10 protein-coding genes, 1 tRNA gene and 1 pseudogene are annotated in these 15,740 nt (G+C 55.8%); 5 read left to right on the top strand and 7 right to left on the bottom strand.

Annotated features, from left to right (window positions below; translation table 11 throughout):
- Positions 1 to 39 precede the first annotated feature (39 nt).
- The 6 genes from Poly51_RS26780 to Poly51_RS26755 all read right to left on the bottom strand — a co-directional run bounded on the left by Poly51_RS26780 (position 40) and on the right by Poly51_RS26755 (position 8,537).
- The gene (locus tag Poly51_RS26780; RefSeq protein ID WP_146461916.1) at positions 40 to 2,433 is read right to left on the bottom strand and encodes a hypothetical protein; all 2,394 of its coding nucleotides are present in this window, start codon (positions 2,431 to 2,433) and stop codon (positions 40 to 42) included.
- A gap of 278 nt (positions 2,434 to 2,711) precedes the next feature.
- Positions 2,712 to 3,971 (bottom strand): DUF1559 domain-containing protein, encoded by a 1,260-nt coding sequence (locus Poly51_RS26775; RefSeq protein ID WP_146461914.1) that lies wholly within the window; start codon positions 3,969 to 3,971, stop codon positions 2,712 to 2,714.
- Positions 3,972 to 4,090: 119 nt separating this feature from the next.
- Positions 4,091 to 5,668: a FecR domain-containing protein gene (locus Poly51_RS26770; protein ID WP_146461911.1), complete on the bottom strand. Its 1,578-nt coding sequence runs from the start codon at positions 5,666 to 5,668 to the stop codon at positions 4,091 to 4,093.
- Positions 5,665 to 6,183 carry an RNA polymerase sigma factor gene (locus Poly51_RS26765; RefSeq protein ID WP_146461909.1) on the bottom strand — a complete coding sequence of 173 codons (519 nt, stop codon included), beginning with the start codon at positions 6,181 to 6,183 and terminating at the stop codon, positions 5,665 to 5,667. The genes Poly51_RS26770 and Poly51_RS26765 overlap by 4 nt, the downstream gene beginning before the upstream one ends.
- Before the next feature lie 189 nt (positions 6,184 to 6,372).
- Positions 6,373 to 7,761: a TCR/Tet family MFS transporter gene (locus tag Poly51_RS26760; RefSeq protein ID WP_246114803.1), complete on the bottom strand. Its 1,389-nt coding sequence runs from the start codon at positions 7,759 to 7,761 to the stop codon at positions 6,373 to 6,375.
- On the bottom strand, positions 7,758 to 8,537 hold the full coding sequence (locus tag Poly51_RS26755; RefSeq protein ID WP_146461907.1) for a hydroxypyruvate isomerase family protein: 780 nt from the start codon (positions 8,535 to 8,537) through the stop codon (positions 7,758 to 7,760). Before Poly51_RS26755 ends, Poly51_RS26760 begins: the two co-directional genes overlap by 4 nt.
- Before the next feature lie 97 nt (positions 8,538 to 8,634).
- Between Poly51_RS26755 and Poly51_RS26750 the strand changes: the two genes are divergently transcribed.
- The 3 genes from Poly51_RS26750 (at position 8,635) to Poly51_RS26740 (ending at position 11,812) form a co-directional block, all read left to right on the top strand.
- Positions 8,635 to 10,584, top strand: a complete 1,950-nt coding sequence (locus Poly51_RS26750; protein WP_146461905.1) for a family 16 glycoside hydrolase — start codon at positions 8,635 to 8,637, stop codon at positions 10,582 to 10,584.
- A gap of 280 nt (positions 10,585 to 10,864) precedes the next feature.
- The gene (locus tag Poly51_RS26745; RefSeq protein ID WP_246114802.1) at positions 10,865 to 11,599 is read left to right on the top strand and encodes a redox-sensing transcriptional repressor Rex; all 735 of its coding nucleotides are present in this window, start codon (positions 10,865 to 10,867) and stop codon (positions 11,597 to 11,599) included.
- 141 nt (positions 11,600 to 11,740) lie between these two features.
- A tRNA-Gln gene (locus Poly51_RS26740) sits at positions 11,741 to 11,812 on the top strand.
- On the opposite strand, the pseudogene Poly51_RS26735 reads toward Poly51_RS26740, so the two are convergent.
- Positions 11,794 to 12,411 (bottom strand): annotated as a pseudogene (locus Poly51_RS26735) (tyrosine-type recombinase/integrase); the annotation flags it as partial. The gene Poly51_RS26740 and the pseudogene Poly51_RS26735 sit on opposite strands and share 19 nt — an antisense overlap.
- Before the next feature lie 119 nt (positions 12,412 to 12,530).
- On the opposite strand from Poly51_RS26735, the gene Poly51_RS26730 reads away from it, so the two are divergent.
- On the top strand, positions 12,531 to 14,120 hold the full coding sequence (locus tag Poly51_RS26730) for a sulfatase (protein WP_146461903.1): 1,590 nt from the start codon (positions 12,531 to 12,533) through the stop codon (positions 14,118 to 14,120).
- Between the two features lie 171 nt (positions 14,121 to 14,291).
- On the top strand, positions 14,292 to 15,665 hold the full coding sequence (locus Poly51_RS26725) for a Gfo/Idh/MocA family protein (RefSeq protein ID WP_146461901.1): 1,374 nt from the start codon (positions 14,292 to 14,294) through the stop codon (positions 15,663 to 15,665).
- The last annotated feature ends 75 nt before the right edge of the window (positions 15,666 to 15,740 follow it).

Below are 15,740 nucleotides of genomic sequence, written 5' to 3'. Positions count from 1 at the left end.
TCGTGGGCTCGCCATCCAGATCGACGAAACTGCCCTCGTCTACGCAGCTCGCCGCGCGGTCGCGTTTCGCAAGCGTCGCAGTTCTTGTTGGCAACGATCCAGTTGTTCACCGGCGGCCTTCAAGCGACTGCGATAGTGTTCGATCAGCAGTTTGCCACGTGCTTGACCGGCACTCAACCTTGCACGTAATCGAGCCGTTTCCGTTTGCGAGGACTGGGCTGAGGCAGCGACCTGAGCCAGTTGAGCCAGGTCTTTCGCTTGCGCATCGCTCTGCTCTCGAAGCAACTGCATCTGCTCAATCAGGTCATCGCGTTGGATCTGCAACTGACCCGCCTCCGATGCCGTTTCGGATCGCTGCTGACGTTGCTGGTCCAGTTCTTCGGTCAATTCCTCGACCGTGTTCTGCAGCTCGTTGATTCGGTTTTGGAACGACAAGAACTCTGAATTCTGAATCTCAATCAATCGCCGTTCCTGTTCTTGCATCCGCTCTAGAGTTGCCTCTTGGCGTTGCAGTCGGTCGGTGACTGATTCCGACAGTTTCCAATTTTCGGTCAGTTCGGTTTGCGTTCTCGACAACTCCATCCGGAGCGAATCGATGTCCGTGCAAGCCGATTCGCACTCGGACTGCTTCGCTAGATAGTCAGATCGAATGATCGTCAGCTCGTTTTCTCTAGCCAACAAATCGGCTTTGGCGGTCGCCAAATCGGTACGCAGCGTCACCAAGTCGGCCTGCGACGCGCCCGCGCTCGATCGCACAGACTCGAACTGCGACGCCAATCGTTCCAGCTCGGCCGACTTCGCCTCCAAGTCATTGACGGCGGCCTGATGCGCGCGACTAGATTCGGCCAGTTCGCCGCGGCACTGTGCCAACACGCCCTGTAAACGCTGTAGTTGCTCTGATCGATCTCGTAACTGGTCCGTCGCCGACTCCGTTTCGCCCAACGCCAATTTCAAGTTGTCATGATCGCCTGTCATTCGAACATGCAAATCATCCATCTGATTCGCATGCGATTCCGCTTGCCTTGCCGACAATTCATCCAAACTGTCAACGTCGAGCTGCAGTCCATCGGCGACCTCGCACGCCTGAACCCATGCGGAGTGGAAACGGAAAGCCTCCGCTTCCCAGACGTTCGATTCAAAACTCTCTTTCTGTTTTCGTGCAAGGATCGTCAAAGCATCGGCCTGATGACGCAGTGCCTTCGCACGCCATCGAAAGGCCTCTCGCTGCCAGGCGTCGGATTCTGTGGCGCTCCACTGTGATCGAGCCGAAAGTGACGTTGCATCCACCCGACCGCGTTGCGCCTCGGCACGCCATCGAAAGGCTTCACGCTCAGACAGTTCCAGCAATCGTTTCGTCATCTCCAGTTCCGAACGAAGGCGCTCGCTCGTACCGGAAACTTCGTCGACGAAAGACTCTGCATCGCCAACTTCCGATTTCAGTATTTCGTTTTCGGCGACGACTTCTGCGAATCGGATGCCTAGCTCGCTATTTTTCGTCACCGATGACTCAAGTTGCGCCCTCAGGACGTTCACTTCAATCTCGGTCCGCGACAGATCGGCCGCCCGGTCGCGCTGCAGTTGTCTCAAAGCGGCGTCGGTTTCGGTGACTCTGGTCATGGCCTCGTTCATGCGACGAGTCAGCTCCTCGCATCGTTCTTCGGCCGTGCGAAGGTTTTCCGATTGAAGGCTCTCGCTTGCCGCTTGCATTCGCGTCCGATTCGCCCATTGCTGCCGTGCTTCGTCTGCTTCGCGTTGTAGCGAAGCGAGTTGTTTCGCGTGCTCGGCTGATTGGGCCGACATTCGCTTCTGCCAACGCCTGACTTGGTCGGCCATCGATGCGGTGGCCATTTCAGCGGCTTCGTCGCTGCCTCGTTTTCGGCGTGCTTCTGCGGCCAGTCCTGACTCGAGCGTTTTCAAACGAGTCGACGACTCGCGTCGAACCTTCTCAAGTTCTCGTTCAATGTCCGAATACTCCTGGTCGCGTTTTGCCAGCAGCGCCTCGTATCCAGCGATGAACGCGCCAATCCGTTCGGTGTCGGCGTCACGATTCTTGATTTGTAAGAACAGCTCCGAGACGGCGCTCTCTTTCTCGCCGGACGCCCGTTCGAGTTGCTGAGAAAGGCTTTTGATCGTTGTTGATTTTTCACGCAGCGATTTCTCCATCACTGCCAAGTCGACGGATAACTGGCGTAGCTCGCTGCCGGTCTCGTCGTTGCCCACTGCCTCGTGACTCGGCGCTTCCATCAGACGGCGATTCACTGCACGCTGTTCGGGCGTCAGCAAATCGACCAACCGTTCTCGTCGGGTTGGCTTGGGCCGATTGGCGGCGGAGCCGTTTTCCACCGGTTTTGACGCCGATTGCGGCGGCATGGGCGTGACCGGGACGTTTCGCGAATGCCATGGTTCGACCGCCGTGATGGTGTCGGTAGCCATGGGGCTGGCGCTGACCACGGGTCTGTTGGTGACCGTGGGTATGGGAAGATTGCTATCGAGCCACCACATCACGCGACCTCGTGTCTCGCTTAAGTAGTTGTCAGTATTCTTTGGACGTCCGGCTAAGAAGTTAGCGAAATGGGGCGTTTGAACGCAAACCCAAGTTTCCCGGTATTTCGTTCGACGTTGCCTCCGCCAAAAACAAAAGCCAGCGATCCGCAAATCGCTGGCTTTCTTGGCTTTAGAGTCGTTCTGGACTCAAAGTAACGAGGAGAGGATTAGAGCTCTTCGCTGATAACTTCGTGACTGGCCCGAGTGCCTAGCGAGCCCCACAAACCGTACGGGCTAGCTGCGCCGGCGACCGCCGGTCCAGTGCCACGGCGAGTGACCATTTCACCGTTCTGGTTTCCAGCTTCGATCGAATCGGTAATGAACTTCACCGCACCATCGCCCATCAGAACGTGACAGCCACCTTGGTGACGGCTGCTGGGCGACGCAACGACTTCCTTTGCATGGTCTTGGCCGGATGGGACCAGCGTCATGTCACCGGGAATCGGTGACAAACCCGACAATGTGCTGTGGTCGATTCCACAAAGTTCCGAGTTGGGCGGAAGAATGGTGAATACACCCGAGAAAATGGGCGAGAAGTCGGCCCAGCGGTAACCGCGTCCGAACCCAGTACCACCAAGCGTCACGCCAGTCTCGTTCCAAAATTGAGGGCGAAGCGGATTCACGAATTGCTCGCAAAAAGCTGGATTGGTGTAGACGGTCGGGCCATCGTTGTTTGTTGCGATTCGTGTCGCGACACTTCGATCGCCAAGGTCGGTCATCAATTCACCCGCCATGATCGTGTTGGCCAAGCCGTCGATGATGTCACGGAAGGCGCGAGTTTGCTTGGCGGTGAAAACCCCGCGACCCGATGCGCGAATCTCTTGGGCGAAGTTCGTATTCGTAATCACCCATGCCGTCTTGCCACCAAAGGTCGAACAGTTGATCGAATCACCCAAGCAAGCGCCATAGTTGGTTCGTCCCAAAGCCGGCAAGCCTTCGCCGGGGTCGCTTGGGCAGCGGAAGCCTGGAATGTTGGTTGCCCAAGGGCCATATGTACCGACGTTCGGTGTGGGCCCCATCGCTTCCCAAGGCGGGGTTCGGAGCGTTCCGTCCGCGTTGTACCCGTTTGGATTGGCAATCTGTTCCCAAAGAGCCTGTTGCTCGATGAACGGGGTCAAAGCAACCAAGAAACTCAATCGCTCGAGGTTCTTAAAGTTGTTGTTGTTCCAGAACTGTAAGCCAGCGCCAACGGTGACGCGCTGTCCCGTACCAGATCCGTGCTGGGGAATCTGTTTGTAGGCCGAGTGGTAGTTGTGAATGGCCAAGCCGATTTGCTTGAAGTTGTTGCTGCAACTCATGCGCCGCGCCGCCTCGCGTGCCGCTTGCACGGCCGGCAACAACAAGCCAACCAACACGCCGATGATCGCGATCACAACCAATAGTTCCACCAAAGTGAAACCGGAACGATTCCGAACCACTGTTCTCATAATATCTATTCCAAAAAGTAAAGACTGAACGCATACACGTTCGAAACACAAAAAGGGGTGTCGACCGACAACATGCGCCCGCCAACGTTACTCAAGTTTGATTCAATATTTCCGTCGCATCATTCACCACCAACAATACGAGCCTTCGTCGTCGGATTGCCGTCGTCAACGAGCACACGAATGTGATCCATGCCCGACGATACATAAAGCGTGAAATGCAGCTCGCGACCGTCCTCGCTGGCTTGCAGAATGTCGGCCGGTACTCGACCACTGTCCGTCGGAATGTGCTCGAGTCGACGCAAGTCAAATTTTGAATAGTCGATTCCAGGCAAGCCAAAGATGTCGTCGGTCTTGCTTAGCTGCGAAGGTGAAACTGCCACCCCCAGAATTTCGTGCTGGAACGAGATGCTTCCGGAAATCGAGAGTGTTGTCCGGTTCTCGATCGCATCGGGTTGATAAATCAACAAGTAACTGCTGACGAACCGTCCTTCGCCAAGACGGTGGCGATTTTCTCGGGTCAACGGCCAAGACTGGCCTGCGCCCAACAGATCAACTCTCAATGGATGATCGATGCGGCGATTCAACTGCTCAGCAACCAGAAACAGTTTGTGATCATCAGCCAAAAGCGGCAGCGACTGGTTTCGGCCCGGCGGCACAAATTCGATCAAGTCGGACACGTCATTGATCCCAACCGTCAAAGGCCAAATGTCCTGGTACGGTTCGGGGGCATAGGGAATGGGTTCGAGTCGTTCGCTGTCGATGTCTGCGGAAAATCCCATCCCTTGCCCGAAGGTCTTTCCCTGAGTCTGGTTGATGTCTCCGTTGATACGGGCGGTGACCTCGCCATCGAAAACGGCAACATCGACTTTGCCGTCCGCCGCCATCGTCAATCCGAAAGCCGTACCCAGATCACGCACTTCCATATCCCCAGCACGAACTTTCAGATCACTGTTTTTGTCTGGCAACCGCGCCGTCAATCGACCCGATATGAAATCGATCGTCGTCGAATCGGCTATCGAAAACTCCGCCGGTCCGCCGATCGATACGATCGCGCCGCCGGCCATACGAAAACGCGTCGCTCCCGATACCAGTTGATACCGTTGTCCATCAACAAGCCGGTCACGTAGGCTTCGCGTCTTCCCGTCCGACCACGTTGCTTGGCTCCCGTAAGTGATGATGGCGCCCCGAGCTTCTATTTGTGAAAGCGCTTCCAATTGAGCAGAATCCGATAGGCCAGGATCCTTTGCGTTCAAATCATCGCGTATCGGATCGGTCGCAGAACCGTTGTTGGCTACCAAGCCCTTCGCAAGTTCGTCGCGAATCGCCAACGCCCCAACCGTGAACATCGCCAAGATGACTGCGGCAACCGCTGCGACCGTGAACCATGTATTTCGCGACCGGTATCGGCGACTGTGTTCGCGATCCGCTTCGTCGGAACCGCGAGACAACGGGAGGGCGATGTTGTCGCGACTCAGGTTGCCATCATCGCAGTGGTCATGGTCCGCAATTTGAAACGCTTCGTTGCGGAACAATTCGATCATGGCACCCGTTTGCCGCTGCACTCCGATAAAAAGCCTTAGCTTTTCCGGATCTTTCCGCATCTCGTTTTCAAACTTGGCCAATTCGGCTTCGTCCAAACCGCCATCTTGGTACGCGGCGATTCGGCACTCAAAAAGAAATCGTTCATTGTCATTCATGACGACTCGGTCTCCAACTTTTGCGAAATACAATCGCCCAGCAACCGGTGGATGCGGGCAATCGCTTGGTAGGCCGATTCGACTTTTTGGCCCATCAGTTCAGCCACCTCGCGTCCAGAACGATTCTCAAAATAGCGAAGCCTGACGATCCGCTGACTGCGCGGAGTCAGCGTTGCCAAGCAATCTTGAAGGGAATCCAACAGCGTTTCGCGTCGCGAGTCCGTGGATTGATCCCAATTCCCCTCGATCAGCCCGAGCATGTCTTCCGACAGCCCCACATACCGACCTTCGCGGGTACGAATCACATCGATCGCGCGATTGCGGGCGCTCACGCGAAACCACTTCGATAAATGATCCGAAGATTCAAAATCGTGTTTTTGGCTAACCGCTTTCACGCAAATTTCTTGAAAAACATCTTCGGCCAGATGGAAGTTTCGAGTCACCGAATAGACGTATGAAGTCAACGCCAGCCGATTCTGGAGCAGATGTTCGGTGATCGTTTTCGCATTCAACATAAAATTGCCTTGACTGACATACGATGCAGCCTGCGATCTCTCGACATCAAACTTCGGAAAAATTACCCAAAATTTGGAAATTCTTACGAAGCCTTTTAGGCAACGTCGTTTCCAGACGCCGTTTTCCTGGCAAAGTTGAAACCAAGCCTATGCTTGAGATGATTCCCTGGTCGCCGCGACCCCGACGGATCAGCTCGCCGGTTTGGGGAATCGGCGAAACACGTTGATGGCGATGAAAATCGACGCTGTCAACAAAGCGGAACCCACCAAAAGCGGGGCCCCGGGAAGCACGAACGGAGCCTGGTCGCTGATGAAGTAGCTAAACAACAGCGTGTTAAAGAACAGCGGCGCGATGATGTTGGTCAAGCTCGTCAGGCTCGTCAGGGCTCCCTGGATTCGGCCCTGTTCCGTTTCGCTGACCGATCCCGTCACCAAACTCTGGATCGCCGGGCCGGCGACACCTCCAAATGCTCCGAAGACGATGATCATCGGAATCATCCATCCCTCGGACGCAAGTCCGTAGCCAGCAAATGCGATTGCCGAAATGATCGTCCCGCCGACGACTGCGCCCCGTTCACCGAAACGTTTGATCGTCGGTCGAACCATCCCGCCTTGCACGATGATCGCCATCACGCCCACCAAACCAAGGGCCAATCCATTGACGCCCGCATCCCAATCGAACTTGAACCCGGTGTACAGCACCCAAACGTTCTCTAGTCCCCGTTGGGCCAACGATTTGCATACGAACACCGCCGCCAATGCGGCAACCAGCGGATAGTCGGCCAAGCGACGCAGCGAATCCAGCGGGTTGGCGCCGCGAAGCGTGAACGCCGTCCTTTTGTCGACGCCCAGCGATTCCGGCACAACGAAGTATCCGTACAACCAATTCACCAGCGCCAATCCGGCCGCGACAAAGAACGGCAAACGCAAACTGATCCCGCCCAACAAGCCGCCCAACGCCGGTCCGATCGTAAACCCAAGTCCGAACATCACGCCAACCAAACCGAAATTCCGAGCCCGATTGTCGTCGGTCGAAACGTCGGCGATGTAAGCGTTACCCGTCGTCAAACTCGCGCCCATGATGCCGGCCAAGACGCGTCCGGCGAACAACCAAGCAATGTTGGTTGCGAAACCCTGGATCAGGAAATCGATTCCCAGTCCAAACATCGAACACAACAGCACCGGCCGACGACCGAAACGGTCCGACAACGCGCCAATGATGGGCGCAAACAAGAACTGCATCAACGCGTACGTCGCACCGATCACGCCGACGTAACGTCCGGCTCTCGAGAAACTTTTCGTCTCGCTGGCCGCCACAGCATCGGTCACCGCCACATCGATACTGGACACATCGATGCTGGCTGCGTCGACAATCATTGTCGCTGACACGGGGTCTTCGCCGACCAATTCACGAACCAACTCTGGCAGTACCGGAATCACGATTCCGATTCCAAGAATGTCGATAAACAGCGTCAGCAGGATGAATGCCATCGCCGCTTGCCGCGGGCCCGATGACGGGGCGCCCGGCAACGGCGGGGTGGCGGCTGGTTCGTAAGGATTGGTGGGCGAATCGCTCATTGACCGAACCATCCCGCCACTTCACGCAGCCCCGTCACGGCGTCTTTGGTGGGCCAGTACTCCAGCCCGACATAACCGCCGTAGTTCGTTTCACCGATGGCGCTAAAGATTTGGGGGTAGTTCAGTTCGCCTCGCGTCAATTCGTTGCGGCCCGGATTTCCCGCTGCGTGGAAGTGACCGATCTTGTCGATGTTGTTCCGCAAATTCGTGATCACGTGTCCTTCGCTGATTTGTTGGTGGTAGATATCGAACACCACTTTGACGTGTTCGCTTTCCACTTGATCGATGACTTCAAACGCTTCGTCGCTTCGGACAAGGAAATAGCCTCTGTGATCGATCAACTCGTTGAGCGGTTCAATGACCAGCGTGACGCCGCTGTCGGCCAAAAGTTTCGATGCCTGACGCAAGCCGATCACCAGACAATCATGCTGGGCGCGGCGGTCAACACCCGGTCGAAAATCGCCGACCTGGGAAATCAACGTCGGACACTTCAACCGCTTTGCCACTCGAATCGACTCGGCCAGCCCTGCCAGATAGTCGTCCCTCGTCGCGGGATCGACCAACGAGATAAACTTGGTACAGCAGGCCGCGATCTGCATGCCGTGGCGATCCCGGGCGGCTTCGATCGCGTCGAGATCTTTGTCCCACCACCCCCAAAATTCGAATGCCTTGATTCCCGCCGCAGCGACTTGGTCGATCGCTTCGACCGAGCTGATCGTTCCAAACACCGCGTCGATGCAGACAGAGGGGCGGTATTTTGGGGCATTCTTCGGCATGCTGGTCGTTTTCCATCGCAGTTGTGACTTGGTCGGGGATGAATAATACTCTTGCCATCCGTTTTCCTCACCCCGCCTTCCCTTCGGTTGCTAATCCATGAGACAAGCCAGATGCCTTTTTGCGATGACGGCCGCGTCCATCGCCCTTTTTTCAACGCTAATGCTTCCCGCCGGCACGGCCCGCGCTGAAACAGCTGTCAACCACTTGACCCAATCCGAACAGCGGAGCGGATGGCAATTGCTGTTCGACGGCAAGTCGACCGATGGCTGGCGGAACTACAAGAAAGAAGGCGTGTCCAAGGGCTGGAAGATCGTCGATGGGACGCTCGTTCGGGCCGAGAAAGGCGCCGGTGACCTGATCACCGACGACGAGTATGCGGCGTTCGAATTGTCGCTCGAATACAAAATCAGCGCCGCCGGCAACAGCGGTGTGATGTTCCATGTCGGCGAAACGGACGGTCCGCCTTGGCACACGGGCCCTGAAATCCAAGTCCAAGACAACGTCGACGGACACGATCCGCAAAAAGCCGGTTGGCTTTACCAACTGTATCAACCGTCAGCGCCAAACTGGTCCAAGGACAAGACCGTCGTTGATTCGACCCGCCCCGCTGGTCAATGGAACCAACTGTACATCCGAATCGCCAACGACGACTGCGAAGTCTGCATGAACGGTGTTCGCTATTTCCGTTTCAAACTCGGTTCAAAAGATTGGAAAGAGAAGGTCGGGGCTAGCAAGTTTGCGAAGCTACCGCACTTCGGTTCACTCGGCAAAGGCTACATCTGTTTGCAAGATCACGGCGACGAAGTCGCGTATCGAAACATCAAGCTTCGCGAAATCGGCGAAGACGGGTCCGTGCCCCAACCGATCGACGCCAACCTGGGTATGGCCAGCAACCTTGCGTTCCCCGATTTGCAGTGGGATCAATGGGAAGGCATCAACGACGCTGGAAAAATTCGTGACCTGCGTTTGATGGAATTGACGTTCGCCAATGACGGCAGCAACCGTTTGTACGCAGCTTCTCAGCAGGGCGGCATCTGGTCGTTCGAAAATCGACCCGACGTTAAAGAATCAAAGCTGGTTTTGGATCTGCGCGGCAAAGCCTATGACTGGAAAAAACCGGGTGCCAATGAACAAGGGCTGCTCGGTTTGGCGATGCACCCTGGATTCAAGAACAACGGCTACCTGTTTGTCTACTACACCCACGGGACCGAGCCGAAATCCGTCGTCTCGCGATTCACCGTCAACAAAGAAACCGGTGTCGCTGATCCTGCATCAGAATCAATCGTTATGGAAATCGATCAGCCGTACCAGAACCACAACGGCGGCAGCATGGAATTTGGTCCAGACGGAAAGCTGTACATCGGATTGGGTGACGGGGGCGATCGAAACGATCCCCACGGCAATGGACAAAATCTTGCAACCTTGCTGGGATCGATCTTGCGCATTGATGTCGACCAAGCCGCCGACGGAAAAAACTATTCCATCCCATCCCACAATCCGTTCATCGGCGTGAAAGATGCGAGGCCAGAGATCTATGCCTACGGCGTCCGAAATCCTTGGCGAATTGCCTTCGACCCCAAAACCGGCAATCTTTGGTCCGGGGATGTCGGCCAAGAATTGTGGGAAGAAGTCGTGGTGATTACGAAGGGCGGCAACTACGGCTGGAGTACCCGTGAAGGCACGCACGCCTTCGGAAACCGACCCGCAACCGAAGGTGCCCAGCCGATCGGACCCGTGTGGGAATACGATCACCAAATCGGCAAGTCGATCACAGGTGGTCGCGTTTACCGCAGCAGCCGCTTGCCGAACTTGGAAGGCAAATACTTGTACGCCGACTACGTCACCGGCACCGTCTGGGCACTGACTTACGACCAAGCAACGGGCACGGCTACGCGTAACGAACAAGTGCTTCCCAACAGCGTCGCAGTGTTGTCGTTCGGGCAGGACCAAAACGGCGAGGTCTATATCCTGACCAACAGCGCCCGCGGTGAATGCATCTACCGTTTCGACGATTCCACGGAAAAATCGGACGTCGCGCAACGCTAGTCGATCTTATACCGATTCGTCTGGACGCACCGCGCGTCCAGGCGGTTGCCTCAGTTAGGTCTTCAGTCAGGTCCGAGCTCACGGCCGCTCGTTGGTTTTCGGGTAGCGGCAGTAGCCAACGGTGACGTTCCATATCCGGATTTGCGTTGGCACTGCATGTCATTAACCGTGCAACCGTGGCGGTTAGGTGGTGGACGCACCAATCGGGCTGTTTTTCCGTGTTGGGAAAACCCGATGCGGGTAAGATGGAGGTTGCCCGAGCCCTCCTCGCGAGTTGTTTGTGACCGATCCGAAATCAACGAACGACCCATCAAGCGACGAAGTCGCGGCTCCCTCCCCCGCGAATTCGTCTGCCGGAAATTCCACCGCCGCAAACCAAGACGTCAGCAGTTCGCCGGCGTTGCCACAACCCGCGATCGGGCGGCTCAGTCTGTATCATCGGGAATTGCATCGACTGCTCGAAACAAATTCGACGAACATCAACAGTCAGCAGCTTGGGCGACTCGTCAACGTCTCACCGCCAGTCGTCCGGCGTGACCTCAGCGCTTTAGGAACAATCGGCCGCCGCGGAGTCGGGTACGACGTTCAGCGTTTGATTGATCGGATCGGCGAGGTGCTCGGGTCGGGCATGCAGTGGAAGGTGGTTTTGGTTGGCGTGGGATCGCTGGGCGACGCATTGCTGCGATACCGGGGATTCGAGCGGCTCGGATTCGAACTGAGCGCCGCGTTCGACAACGCACCCAACCGAATCGGATCCGAGATCGCGGGGATCAAGATTCGCGATGCCGCAACCATCGAAAAATTCCTCGTCGATCACCCGGCCGAATTGGCGATTTTGGCGGTTCCGGCAGAGTTTGCCCACGAGATTGCCGACCGTCTGGTGGGTTGCCGGGTCAACGGGATCCTGAATTTTGCACCAACCACGCTGAAATTGCCTCCACGCGTCGCGGTGGTGAACGTCGACCTGGCAAGCGAACTTCAACGGTTGGCGTTCGCGATTCAGGCCCAAAGATGACGGTAAGAGGGCAAAAAACCGAATCCAGCGTTAAAGGTCGAAGCAAAAATCGCCGAAGAGAACCGAACCCAAGAGAACTTCCAAATGTCCTCTTTGGCGAAGGCGCAAGTCGTGCTAAACTTCGCCCACACAACCCATCACTACCCCGTGGTGTAATTGGCAACACAGCTGGTTTTGGTCCAGCCATTCTAGGTTCAAGTCCTAGCGGGGTAGCTTAATGGCAAGTCAGCCAAAGCCGATTGAAGACATACCCAGTCATTTACGGGGTTTTCTTCAATCGGCTTTTTTTGTGTCTCAGGATGTCCGCCCTTAGCCTGCACCGTCTGTGGTGGATTTTGTGGTGTTTTTTCTAGGTCCACCACTTCGCTTTCGGCCTGCGGGTCGGCGACTGGTTTGCGTGCTGCCATCGCTGCCGTGGTCACGCCAATGATCTTGGCACCATCGACGACAGCACGGTCGAAACTTGCCTGCATCGTCATCGCGTAGTGCTTGTTTGCCACGTCCGGTGAATTGCCAAGCCAGCTTGTGACGTCCTTGGCGGGATAGTGGGCGAGCAATTCAGTTTCGCGGGTGGCTCGCAAATTCTGCATAGGCTTCTCCCATGGCACCAATCCTGCACGGGTGATGATCTTGTCCAGCGTCGTCAGGATGTTGGCCTTGTGGTCGTACCGGGTTTGCACTGACACGGCACCTTGAGGGGCCATTTCGCGGGCACGAAGCAGGTGCGGTCGTAACTCGGGAAAGATCGGACAGCGACGAATCGGCGGCGTCTTGTTGCTCCGCACAATCATCCTGTTGTTGGGCAGGTCGATGACGACATCGAACAAATGATGGCCGGAAAAACGTCGATGATGCCGGATTTGAAGAATCAACTGACAGCCCAGGAAGCCGCTTCATTGGCCGCATTCTTAAACAAGATGGAGATCCAGTGATGCGATTGGAATTGATTATGGCTGCCTTGATCGCATTCGTGATCAGCAGCAACGCATCGGCACAAACCGAGTTTCTCGAAAATGAAGCCGCGCAAAGGGTTCCGGCGATTTCACCGCTTCTTGGCTCGCACCCTGGGCGGAATCAAACGCCGCCCAATGTGTTGTTCATTGCCATCGACGACATTAACGACTGGGTTGGACCACTCGGCGGACATCCGCAGGCTCAAACACCGAACATGGACCGTTTCTGCAGGCAGGAATCGGTCCTATTCTCCAATGCCGTTTGTGCTGCACCAATCTGCGGCCCTTCACGTTCGGCGATTTTGTCAGGATTCATGCCCAACCGCACCGGCGTGTACGGCAACGGTTCAAACATGCTGTACAGCGAAACGGTCAAAACGCACGCCACGCTGCCCGAGTACTTTTCCAAGTACGGATATCACACGCTTTCCAACGGAAAAGTTTTTCACAAGCACGGGACCGAGCACGGCGTTGACTTCGGCCACTGGGCATTCGACGAGCATGCGCGGGCTCGCCAAGGTGTGAAGGACAGTCCCGACACCACTCGTTACACCAGCAGTAAGTCGGGCGTGATCAACGGCCAGAAACGCCCTGAATTCAAAAGCACCAGCAGCAAGCTGACATGGGGTCCGACCACGAGTCCCTTCGAGGAAACCGTTGACTTTCGAGTCGCCGATTGGTCTCGAGAACAATTAACTCGCGACTTTGATAGACCATTCTTCATGGCCATAGGTTTCATAAAACCGCATTTGCCCTGGGTCGTGCCCCAAGAATTCTTTGACAAATACGATCGAGATTCACTGCAAATTCCGGACGTCAAAGCGGACGACTTGGAAGACATTTTGTTGCCCGACGGCAAGCCAGCGTTTGAGGCAACCGGTGAGTATCGGTGGATTCAAGAACATGGGTTGCAGAAGGACGCCGTTCACGCGTACTTGGCAAGTATCACTTATGTCGATACATGCCTTGGCTTGGTTTTGGAAGCGTTGGAACAAAGCGGCCACGCCGACAACACGATCATCGTCATCTGGGGTGACCATGGTTGGCACTTGGGCGAAAAGCATCGCTACCTCAAAAACACCGTGTGGAACGAATCGGCCAAGACCCCATTGATCGTGCGAACACCAGGCATGACGTCCTCTGCCAAATGCAATCAAGCGGTCAGTCTAATTGACCTCTACCCCAAGCTGGTCAGTCTATGCGGTCTGCCTGCGAAAGAATTGGACGGCCACGATTTCACACCGCTTTTGCAAGTTCCCACAGCGCCCTGGGACCATTTCGGCGTCACGGTTTCCGCCACCGGAACATCCGTGATGGGAGAACGCTACCACTACATCCATCACCTGTCGGGTGCGGAAGAGTTTTATGATCTCAGCACTGATCCAATGGAATGGACCAACCTGGTCCGACACCCCGAACACGCTCAGCGGATCGCTGAAATGAAACGGCATGTCCCGCAACAACGGGCAATCTTTCCCGACATCCATTTCGACAAGCCACCGAATTACGTCGACGCGGATGCGGATCCGACCCTCAAGTCCAAACGAAACCTGTCAAAACTCAAGTAGCTCCGTCGAAGGCAATCACCGAAGAATAGCCTCCGAAGGCACCGATCACGCGGAGCGATCGTCGTTCGATGCTGACGACTGCCCGACGTTCATCGCTGGCGCTGCAGCGTCAGAACCCTCGACGAGCCACTCGTGTATCCTTTACGCCGACACCACTGACAAGGAAAAAACATGACTCAAAAGAAACCCACTTCGCGTCGCCAATTCCTTGGCCAGACGGCAGCGATTGCATCCGCCTCTCTGGTCCCGTTTGGGGCTTTGTCTTCGCGCGTATCCGCTCAATCGCCCAATGAGCGCCCTCGCTTTGCTTTGATCGGCGTGGGTGGGAACGGGACTCGCACCGCCCCCGTCGGACAGCAGTTTGCTGACTTGGTTGCGCTGTGCGATGTCGATGCAAAGCACTTAGCTCATGGAAATGGCCTGTTGTGCGACGGAAAAGCGGACCTCTATGGCGACTATCGCGAAGTGCTTGCCCAAGATGACATTGATATCGTGCAAATCTCTGCGCCCGATCACTGGCACACTAAAATTTTGATCGAGGCGATGCTTGCCGGAAAGGATGCATATTGCGAAAAGCCACTCACGTTGACGATTGACGAAGGCAAGCTGATTCGCAAGGTTCAAAAGCAAACAGGGCGAGTCGTTCAGGTTGGTACTCAGCAGCGAAGCAGCATGAACTTCTTCAACAAAGCACTCGCCGTGATCGCGGATGGGCGTCTTGGCAAACTATACAAGATCACCGTTGGCATCGACGCGGGTGGATGGAGCCCGGAAATTTCTGTCGCCGATGTCCCCGAAGGACTCGATTGGGATCGTTGGCTCGGCCCAACACCCGTGATGCCTTTTCGATACCTTCAAGATCCCAAGAAAGATACAGACAGAAACTACACCAACGGGCACACGCATTTCCGATGGTGGTACGAACACTCGGGTGGCAAACTAACGGACTGGGGTGCCCATCACATCGACATCGCTATGCTGGGCATCGCGGCAGCCGGGCAGAACAACGACCCGGTTTCCGTTGGAGGATCATCTCGACATGACGTCGAATTCAAGGATGGCGTTCCCATGCAAGACAATCGTTACAACACGGCCCGCGAGTTTGACCTGATCGTCGACTTTGCCGATCGCGATGTTCAGATCAACATACGCCATGATGTTGACAATGGCATACTGTTTGAAGGCGAGCGCGGCCGGATCTTCGTTAACCGCGGAAAGTTAGTTGGCAAGCCGATCGAGGATGTAGCGACGAAACCGTTACCCAAGGACGCAATCGCCAAAGTCTATCGCGACATGCCGATCATGGGCAACGATCGCGATGCCCACTGGGCCAATTTCACGCACAGCATAAAGCATCGCACTTTACCGATCTCCGATGTGCATTCGCACATGAAGATGCTCAACGTTTGTCACTTGGCCGGCATCAGCTGCCGACTCGATCGCACGATTCATTGGGATCAGACGACCGAGCAGATCACCGGCGATGAACTTGCCGCCAGCATGATGAGCCGCCCCTACCGCGAAGGCTACGAGATTGAGATGTAGTCGATTGTGTTCAGCTACTCTTCAATTTTCGTACAAGACCCAAGACCTGATATAAGGACACCATCGCTTATCGGC

This window comes from Rubripirellula tenax (genome assembly GCF_007860125.1).
Taxonomy (GTDB): domain Bacteria; phylum Planctomycetota; class Planctomycetia; order Pirellulales; family Pirellulaceae; genus Rubripirellula; species Rubripirellula tenax.
This window is presented reverse-complemented; position numbering and strand designations above follow the sequence as displayed.

Bases quoted from the DNA above. Each gene is read 5' to 3' on its own strand.
- Poly51_RS26780 (WP_146461916.1), bottom strand. From the start codon at position 2,433: ATGGCTACCGACACCATCACGGCGGTCGAACCATGGCATTCGCGAAAC.
- Poly51_RS26775 (WP_146461914.1), bottom strand. From the start codon at position 3,971: ATGAGAACAGTGGTTCGGAATCGTTCCGGTTTCACTTTGGTGGAACTA.
- Poly51_RS26770 (WP_146461911.1), bottom strand. From the start codon at position 5,668: ATGAATGACAATGAACGATTTCTTTTTGAGTGCCGAATCGCCGCGTAC.
- Poly51_RS26765 (WP_146461909.1), bottom strand. From the start codon at position 6,183: ATGTTGAATGCGAAAACGATCACCGAACATCTGCTCCAGAATCGGCTG.
- Poly51_RS26760 (WP_246114803.1), bottom strand. From the start codon at position 7,761: ATGAGCGATTCGCCCACCAATCCTTACGAACCAGCCGCCACCCCGCCG.
- Poly51_RS26755 (WP_146461907.1), bottom strand. From the start codon at position 8,537: ATGCCGAAGAATGCCCCAAAATACCGCCCCTCTGTCTGCATCGACGCG.
- Poly51_RS26750 (WP_146461905.1), top strand. From the start codon at position 8,635: ATGAGACAAGCCAGATGCCTTTTTGCGATGACGGCCGCGTCCATCGCC.
- Poly51_RS26730 (WP_146461903.1), top strand. From the start codon at position 12,531: ATGCGATTGGAATTGATTATGGCTGCCTTGATCGCATTCGTGATCAGC.
- Poly51_RS26725 (WP_146461901.1), top strand. From the start codon at position 14,292: ATGACTCAAAAGAAACCCACTTCGCGTCGCCAATTCCTTGGCCAGACG.